The organism is Vibrio sp. CAU 1672, assembly GCF_029223195.1.
Classification (GTDB): domain Bacteria; phylum Pseudomonadota; class Gammaproteobacteria; order Enterobacterales; family Vibrionaceae; genus Vibrio.
In genome coordinates this window covers 507,923-515,602 of record NZ_JARHUF010000001.1, presented here as the reverse complement: position 1 = coordinate 515,602, position 7,680 = coordinate 507,923, and the positions used below count along the sequence as shown (strand labels likewise).

Sequence of the window (7,680 nt, the reverse complement as noted above, 5' to 3'; positions counted from 1 at the left end):
TAATACTGATCGTCAAATCGATCCATAAGTCATTGCATTTTTTATGACATCACTGTAGAAATGAGTAAAAGTAGGCTCTCACTTAGGCCTTATTCCACAAGAGTTTTTCATGATCTTGCCCTGCTGCATCACCACATTCCTCATACATTTTTACCCACTGTAGTCTTTGTTGGATTTCTCTGTCCATAGACACCCAGTATAGTTGAAAGGATGTCTATGAATCACACATCTAATGATAGGGCTTGAAGCCTAAGCCCTATCATTTTTTAATATCAAGATAGTTTGCTTGATAGGGCCGATATTTGTTTGTGATTACGCACGGAAGCAATCCCATCTTCAACATGTGCTGCCCAAGCTTGTTGATATTGTTTACTATCAAGCTCTGGGTAGTACATTTTCAAAACTAACTCAGTAACATCGCTAGTCTCACCAAGCCAAGTATACTTATCCAACACAAGTGAACCGTCTAACTTAGCTTCTTGACCTTGGTAACGGAAATCACTTTCAATTGAACGGAAGAAAGCGATACGCGCCGATACGTTTGGAGTGATGCCAGTATAGCCCTTCAACTTCTTAAGCTGCTCTTCAGTAGTTCGGGTTAGGTTCATACGATTTGGTAGCATTACACTGCCTCCTTAACTGCTTCTCTCCAGAAGTAACCTTCTTTTAGCCTTGAAGATTTAGTCGAACCATCAAAACAAATTTCGTAAGTACGAGCCATATCGTCTTGGAGGCGACTCATGAAGTATTTCTTATCTATCTCAGTATCAGTAGATAGTATTACTACTTGATGGCTTGCGTGAGGAAAGTAACTCTCTACTAGTTTGTCACGGTGGTGTGAGTCCAGTCGGCCAAGTGGTGTATCAATAATAATTGGCAGTTTACGGCCAGAGGTTTTACCCAGAGCTTCCAGTATTGAGATAGCGTAAATTTGCTTTTCACCGGCAGACATAGCTTTACGGTTGATCTTAACGCCGTGTTCGTCCATCAGCTCAACGTCAAAAGTCGATGGGTTAATTGCTGCGGTAAGTTTAAGATCTTCTTTACGGGCCAGTTTCTTGTATGACCGAACGAACTCACTTTCCAGTTGGATAACACGGGCTTTGGTGAGCTGCTCTCCGAACTTGTCCAGAAGCAGGATTGCATTTTGTGCATTGCCGATGCTTTGGTTTTTACCTGCCTGATCTTTGTGCTTATCGTGAAGCTTCTGAATTTGGCGAGCGATTTCCAGAGCTTGTCGAAGCTCTCTTTTCGCGTGCTCCAAAAGTTCGTGATACTCGATAATCAGTTTTTCTTTCTTTTTATCTAGTTCGCGAATTTCAGCAAACAGCTCTTGCACTTGCTCTTGCTCTGGAGCTCGCGCGATATTGTTTGAGGCATTATCGATTTCTTCTTCTACCTTTTTAAGCCGTGTTCTCGCATTCTCAAAGCGGTTGAAAGAATCGGAGGACAGTTGTGTTACTTGATATTCTATCGTTGTTGCCTGTCGGTCAGAGATATCCAGTAGTAGTTCTTGGTTGTGAGCATCTCCAAGATGTTCTTCAAGACTGTCAGTAATCGCTTCTAATGCAGCTGGCGCTGAACTGCTAAGGTTAAACGATAATTTTGCTCGGAGAGTCTCAAGGAACGAATCTAGTTCATGGCCAAAGTTTTGCTTTTGCTTAACACTTTGTTCTTTTTTAATTAACCCAAGGAGAGAGCTCATTGTGTTCGGGGCCAGTGCGAAAGGTAGGCTTGTCTCCATCTCCATGCGGATTTGTTTTTCAAGCTCTATTTTCTCTTTGAGCAAGCTATCTACTTTTTGTTGCTCATCTTCTCGAGTTTTAGCCCAAGCGCCACCATTTTGGGACAACTTGTTTTCTAGTTTGAGGATATCGCGAGAAACAAGCTCTATTTGCGCATCAACAATGTCAGCTTCCCCACGTAACTTCTCTGCTGCGCGTTCATGGCTGATACGTAGCTCATCCAGAGAGTTCATTTCCTCTTTCAAAGACTGACTCAACATGCCAGAGCCTTGCTTTTTCAGGAAGATGTTTAAGTCGCTCTTGAGTTTAGCAATAACATCTAAGCCTAATAGTCGACGAACGGCCGTTTTCAGAACCGTACCTGACTCATCTTCTGCAAGATCAGCAATCTTTTCTCCGTCAAAGAAGAATAAGTCTGCGATGCCAGTAGGAATCAGCTCATTCAAAAAGCCCTGACATTGATCGTAATTAAGTTCTGGAATCTGAATGCCATCTTTTTCAAGGCAAAGGCTGTCTTTTTTACCGCGTTTCCAGCCACGAATCACTTTGTACGTGTTCTCTTCGCCGTTTTGGCTGTATTTGAACTCCAGTTCAATAGAAGCATTATCTTGAACGCCACCATGGCCGACGCCTTTGTGGATGAGCTCTGACAAAGCTTCAATGTATTCGCCGTTTGACAGTACTTGGCTAAAGGATTGGCGTCCGAATAGTGCTAAGCGTACAGCAGTTAAAATAGACGTTTTACCCGCGCCATTTAACCCACCAAATAAAATAATAGGACGTTCGGTGCCTTCAATAGGGCCATTTTTGCTCAGACGAGCAGGAGCTGGGCGTAAATCAACCTCATGTACGCCACGAAACACACGAAAGTTGTTGAGAGTTAGTTTAGTAATTAGCATGTTAGTGTTTAAAACTCTTTTTGAAGCTGCTTATCTAGGTCTGCAAGTTGCTCGTTGTAGCGCTCAATTTCTTTTTGGTGAATATCAAATTCAGCTTTGCTTTGTAGCGATGCATGCTTCTGTTTGATCTCTTCCAAGCTTCCCCAGTCTTGCTTCAGTAGTGACGCAATTTTATTCGAAATACCACTGCGACGACTTAAGCCTTCCATCGAGATTTCCAGCTCTATAAGTTTCATGATCATTTCTGGAGCGACATCGAAGCTATCACAAAGCTCATGAATCAGTTGAGCGTCATCTTTGCCAAAGCTAGCGTTGTCGTCATATACCCAATCAAGATCGTAGCCATATACTTCTCTAAAAATCGTTGGCAGAGAGTCATCCCAATCCGGCTCGTTTGGATCATGAATCCACTCCTGACGAATCGCGTGCAGCTCTGGAATGGTAATCAGCTCTATTTCCCTACCTTCTGATTTGAACTTCTTATCGAGTTCAAGTAACTCGCGTAACCATTGGCGACGATATTTTAACCAATAAGGGCCTGGTACGTGCTTACGCTCAGTGGCAATATCTTCGCCTTCTTTCGCGTATTGATAGCTTACTTTTCCGGTGCGGCGTTTGTGGTTTCGATATTCTTCTTTGTTAGCCGGATCGGTCGTCATTGATAACTTGTTCCGGAATTCCAGAAGCGGAGCCATCCACTCCTCGCCATTTTGGATAAGGCTTTCCATCGCACGGTCTTTGGTTACGACAGTACATGTCCAGCAGCCAAAACGAGAGTTACCACAAGATGGTGTTGTCTCATCAATAACCATTGGACACTCCCCCTGACCCGAGGAATCTTTGTATAGATTCCAAAGAACGAGGTTTTTACCACCCCAAGGGTTTTCCCATTCAAGATCGTACTTGTCGATCCAAATGTTCTTTGGCCCATAAGGTGTGTGCTTGGTTTCTAAATGGCAAAGACGCAAGAGTTTCCATACATCGTCTACACCCCATGTATCAATAGGGGTAAAAATGAACGCATTAGCAAGTGTTGTATGACGTGCTAATCGAGAGCCATCGATTTTATGTTTGGCGATAACTTGTGCACGTGACGCACTTTCTTGGCTACGAGAACCCAGAACAACAATCACTTCGTCAAATTGTGAAACTTTTGACTTGATGAAGTCGCTCACAGGATCAATCTTCATACGCTCTGTACACCAACGGAAAGAACGTGTTGGTGCCGGGTAGCCTTTACCAAGCAAATTTGCCCAGAACGTTTGGTTGTCTTGTGGAACTACCTTGTGACAAGTGATCGGTAGGTTATCGCGTTTTGCACCTTTCTCGATTGCTGCTAGTGAATCTTTGATATGGTTTACAACAACGGGGGTTTCAACCAACGTATCTGAAGAAACAACAAATACTGGTTTATGGCGGTCATTGGGCTCTAAGCCAAGTAGCGCTAAATAAACTAGTGACATCACCGCTGATGAATCTTTGCCGCCACTGTAACCGATAACCCAAGGGCGTTTGTCTGCGCAGTAGACGCGCTGCACATCTGCAATGTAGTGACTTAATTTGTTGTTGGCGAAGTCTTCTGCATTAATGAAGTCTTCGTATTCGGCTAAATCTTCTGCCAATTGTAGCTCGTGTATCATGATAACTGCTTCTCTAGAGCTTTTTCTTCAGGGGTTAATGGTAACCCGAGTTCAATTTTTAGTGCGTTGGCAGTAAGCTGAATGTTCGTGGTCGACTTACTCAGTTTACCGTGGTTCATGCTTCGCTGGATCCATTCCGGATTGGTTTTTAGCCAGTTCACTTTGGCTAGTTGTTTAAGCTTTTCTTTCCAATGTTTAGGTTCTTGGCAAAGAAGGTGTTTTCCTAGCACGCCAATGGCGTGTAATCCAACGCCGTGCGCGTGAATATACTCTTGGCGGAGTTGTGCAGGCGATACTTCTTTATCAATCACCATTTGCCAATCTTTAATGTGGCGAGTGACTTCTTCCCAAAACTCAGCAGCTAGCTTCTTCTCTTCATCACTGAAACCATCTTTCGGTCCTTTACTGAGTAAAGCTCGAGTTGATTGCTTAATGCTGCTTAAAGTGAAAAGTTTGTTTGATTTAGGACTGATGTTGGATTTTTCCATTTCGGTCAGGCCCATAAAGGGTCTGACGTTAGTTGCTAACTCGCGTGCAAGCTCAGAGCTTTCATCTCTATGGTCATATAGAGTACCCAGTGAAGGACTAGGTTTTACTGCGTATTTGTTGAGATCCGCAAACATTTGTTGACTGCGAGTCAGGCCTTCGTCAATGAAGAACAAAACTGGAATGTTGTCTTGGCCTAAATCAGGGTTCTCTCTCAGCGCTTCTTCAATGGCTTTGCGGCGGTGTTGTCCGTCATTAATCAGAATCTGAGCATCCATAGGAATTTTAAGGGTTCCCAAGTTTGGTGCTCCGTCATGATCCGCAAAGGCAATGTCTACGCCAACAGACGCAGTGAGTGCTGAGAAAACGTAATCTTTTGGGTTATCGAGTAAGTATTTGACCATTTCAGGTATACGAGTTTTGTTGAGAGTTCTCTGAGCTCTTAGCTCAGGAGGAACGTCATCTTCGTTATAGCTGAAAATTTTAGGGATGATCCTGAGAGGGCAAGTCGCAATGTAGAAAGGACGCCCTGCTTGAATGCCTCTAACTGCCGGGAAAGAGTAGCAGTAGCCTGAATCTTGAATTTGCATACGATACCTTAGTTGGTTTGTTATTTTATGACGTAATGACTAAAGGTAAGCCAAGTTTATATATCTTGGTATGTCAAAAAATAACATACTAAAAGTTCGATTATGTTATGTATGAGTTTCAGCTTTGCGAAATATTGCATCGGTTTGCCAAAATAGGTCGGACATTTTACAGGTATGTATGTGAGATTTCTATGCTGAAGTATGGATTTTCTGAAGGTTTAACTGACTTGTCGAGTACTTAAGCAGAACCCTTTGATTTGTTTATTGTGCTTACTCAAAAGTACCTCAAACTCAGTTCTATGCATCTGAGTTTCTTCATCAGGTTCAAACTCCATCAATTTCGCTAAGCGCTTGTCAAAACTCAACTGTTTTTTGTACCTTTCGTGGTCGGTTGGCATGTACAGGTGCTTGTTTATCAGAGGTGGCCTGCGCTCTTCATTCACATAGTCAAAGAAGTCGATATCTTGCTCCGCCATTTTGATTTTGATGCGCTCGACTAAGAAGGGCACAGATTTCTCAAAATCATCATAAGCGGTTAGGGTGAGTTTGCCTGAGGTGATGTGGATTTTGATGAGATCGATTTCTTCATCCAGCTCGCCATACATTTGCAATCCTGCGCCAACGTATGTACGAAGTAGCAACGGCAGTTCATCGATATAGTCACGGTGTAAGATGAGTGAGTGGCCGGTATTCAATAAACTTGCAGGCAGCTGTGAGTGAGCTTTTTCACACTGGTTGTTTATTAGCCCGGTATCGGCAATCGCAAACAACAGTTCTGCAGCGAGGTTAAGAGCGGTTTTGTAATCATCAAACAGCGCTTTGATATCGCGTTTGAGTGATTCTGGTTGCTGTGTGTAGGGCTTTCTTTTTTCAAATAATCCCATCGCAAAATACAATAGCAAATCTTCTTTGCGGCGTTTTTCAGCTTGTTCAAACTCTTTGGTATCAAACATCTCTTGCAGCAGGCTGAAGACTTTTTTATGGGAACCAATAAGCTCTCGTACCTTATTGGATTGCTCAAACTCATCGTTCGATGGTATACGGCCAAGGTCTAAACAGGTGTTCCAGAATCCGTCAAACAGTTCTTGATTTTGAGTAATCAAAAGCTTGGCTTTATCTTTCGCTTCAATAGGTGCCGGCGAGGTGAGTTGCTGCCATTTATGATGACGTTTGTACTTGCTTTGTAGATACAGCTGCTCTTCTAGCTTGTCTTTGAAGATGTAAAAAATGCCAGGTGCAACGGTGATGGCATCTTCTTGTAAGCTTCTCTCTATGTAGGCTTTTATTTCCGACTGGGCATAGTATTTTTGAAAGGTGTTGAGAGAGGTGATTACACCATCTTTATAAGGTTTGAACTGGGCGATATAGCTTTCGTTTGCTAGCATGACTGACACCACCAGAAACTTGTTTGCGAGCTCCCACGCCCCCAGTAGGGCGTCTAAACGTTCATCTTGATCTTCGATAACGTTGAGCACAAACCCCAAGTTAACGATGTCAGAACTTACTCTGTCGTTGTCTGGTTGAAAGTTTGGATCCCAACCTAACGCATCTAACCCGTGCGCTTCCAGTTCACGTAAGTCATCACCTCGTCCGCAGCCATAATCAAAAATAGAGTAAGTTCCCTCAAGGTAACCATGTTTAACCAATGTCTTCATCGGGGCTGATAGCTCATGCCTTACCAATGCGGTTTTGTGTCGGTCGATGCCGGATTCTTTTGTTTGAGCAACGGCGGAGCTGCGGAATAAACGCCCATCAACAAGTTCATAGCCATGACGTGCAATGATGTTCTCCCAAGAGCGCTTAAAACCGATCAAGCGGCTGTTTTCATACAAACCTGCGTTATCGCCTTCTTGTGTTAGAGAGGTGAAGTGTTGGTAATGCTCACTGTCCGGCAAGATCATGGTCTCTTTTCGGTGCAAGATGGGCGGATTATCAGAATCAGCGTAACTTGTGATTTTGTGGCTAAGTTTTGAAAGGTCGACGTTCAAGCTTTGTCGTAAGGCCGGGTAGGAATCTGTATAAAAGTCGGGGTAGTGCAGTAAAGATAAGCGGAACTCTCTTTTGAACAGCTTAACGAGGTTCCAACTTTCGTCGTCCAAACTCACCGCTTTTGCGACAGCAGGAATGAACTGAATCAAGACTTTAGGCAGGGCATTGAATGCGTCTTTGTGAAGGTAGATGGCATCTGGCAGTTGTTTTCCTATCTTAATTTGCGCGACGAGTTCAGCAAACAGCTCTTCGTTCATTCCCAATCCTTAGTGATGTTTTTAGGATTATAAGCCAGCAAATAAGGTCTGTGAGTACTGCCTTTTGCGCTTAT

The 7,680-nt window shown here is 43.4% G+C and carries 5 protein-coding genes; all 5 read right to left on the bottom strand.

The annotated features are described in order from the left end of the window. Window positions 1-272: 272 nt before the first annotated feature. Window positions 273-623 (bottom strand): DNA sulfur modification protein DndE, encoded by a 351-nt coding sequence (gene dndE, locus P2G85_RS02265; protein ID WP_275862479.1) that lies wholly within the window; start codon window positions 621-623, stop codon window positions 273-275. Beyond that, window positions 623-2,644, bottom strand: a complete 2,022-nt coding sequence (dndD, locus tag P2G85_RS02260; RefSeq protein ID WP_275862478.1) for a DNA sulfur modification protein DndD — start codon at window positions 2,642-2,644, stop codon at window positions 623-625. Before dndD ends, dndE begins: the two co-directional genes overlap by 1 nt. Before the next feature lie 8 nt (window positions 2,645-2,652). Continuing rightward, window positions 2,653-4,284: a DNA phosphorothioation system sulfurtransferase DndC gene (locus tag P2G85_RS02255; protein WP_345795417.1), complete on the bottom strand. Its 1,632-nt coding sequence runs from the start codon at window positions 4,282-4,284 to the stop codon at window positions 2,653-2,655. Next, the gene (dndB, locus tag P2G85_RS02250) at window positions 4,281-5,360 is read right to left on the bottom strand and encodes a DNA sulfur modification protein DndB (RefSeq protein ID WP_275862476.1); all 1,080 of its coding nucleotides are present in this window, start codon (window positions 5,358-5,360) and stop codon (window positions 4,281-4,283) included. The genes P2G85_RS02255 and dndB overlap by 4 nt, the downstream gene beginning before the upstream one ends. Before the next feature lie 218 nt (window positions 5,361-5,578). Then, a complete protein-coding gene (locus tag P2G85_RS02245) occupies window positions 5,579-7,606 on the bottom strand; it encodes a DNA phosphorothioation-associated putative methyltransferase (RefSeq protein ID WP_275862475.1) in 2,028 nt (675 codons plus the stop codon). Window positions 7,607-7,680 lie beyond the last annotated feature (74 nt).